The 773-nt window shown below is 64.9% G+C and carries 1 protein-coding gene and 1 pseudogene; one reads left to right on the top strand and one right to left on the bottom strand.

The window, feature by feature from the left end; all coding sequences use genetic code 11:
* The coding region (locus BN1127_RS14370; protein WP_042649919.1) for an HAD-IA family hydrolase at nucleotides 1–377 on the top strand (377 nt) is incomplete at its 5' end.
* Nucleotides 378–478: 101 nt separating this feature from the next.
* Here BN1127_RS14370 and BN1127_RS21660 read toward each other — a convergent pair.
* Nucleotides 479–773 (bottom strand): annotated as a pseudogene (locus BN1127_RS21660) (tyrosine--tRNA ligase); the annotation flags it as partial.

Below are 773 nucleotides of genomic sequence, written 5' to 3'. Positions count from 1 at the left end.
TCATCCCCTTCCTGGCCGCCCTGCGGGCGACGGGCAAGCAGCTGGTGCTCTTCACCAATGCCCACCCCGCCAGCCTGTCGGTCAAGGATGCGCACCTCGATCTCGCCAGCCACCTGGATCTCATGGTGAGCACCCATGAGCTCGGCTGGTCGAAGGAGAGCCAGCACTGCTGGCAGGCGCTGGCAGAACGACTGGCATTCGATCCGGCCCGCACCCTGTTCGTCGATGACAGCGAGCGGATCCTGCGCGCCGCCGCCGACTACGGCATCGGTTATCAGCTCGCCATCCAGAACCCGGACAGTCGCCAGCCGGAGCAGCAGATTACCGCCTTCCCGGCGATCCACGACTACGCCGAGTTATTGCCGCTGGCAGTGTGAATCGGCATTTTGCACATCAATGGGGAAGCCACAGACCCCATGAGCAAGCGGACAAATAGAAGGGCTGCCTGGGCAGCCCTTGATCCTTGAGGTCGGGCGTACTAGTCCACCCACTCCACCAGCCGGTACTGCTTCTTGCCCCGGCGCAGCAGCAGGTAGCGGCCAAACAGCCGATCCGCCGCACTGAGCCGCTCATCCTGTCTTATCGCGCCGTTGAGGCTGATGGCGCTCGCCCCCAGCAGCTCGCGGGCAACCCGCTTCGAACTCGCCAGACCGCTCTCCACCAGCAGGGTCACCAGATCCGCTTCCCCCTCGATACGGCAGCTCGGCATGCCATCCTGCGCCAGCTGAGCGAGATCGCTTTCGCCGAGGCGGGCCACGTCGCCGCAAAACAGC

Origin of the sequence: Aeromonas media, assembly GCF_000819985.1 — a bacterium.
GTDB lineage: Bacteria > Pseudomonadota > Gammaproteobacteria > Enterobacterales > Aeromonadaceae > Aeromonas > Aeromonas media.
The sequence above is the reverse complement of the archived record's forward strand: the minus strand, read 5'-3'. Positions and strand labels throughout refer to the sequence as shown.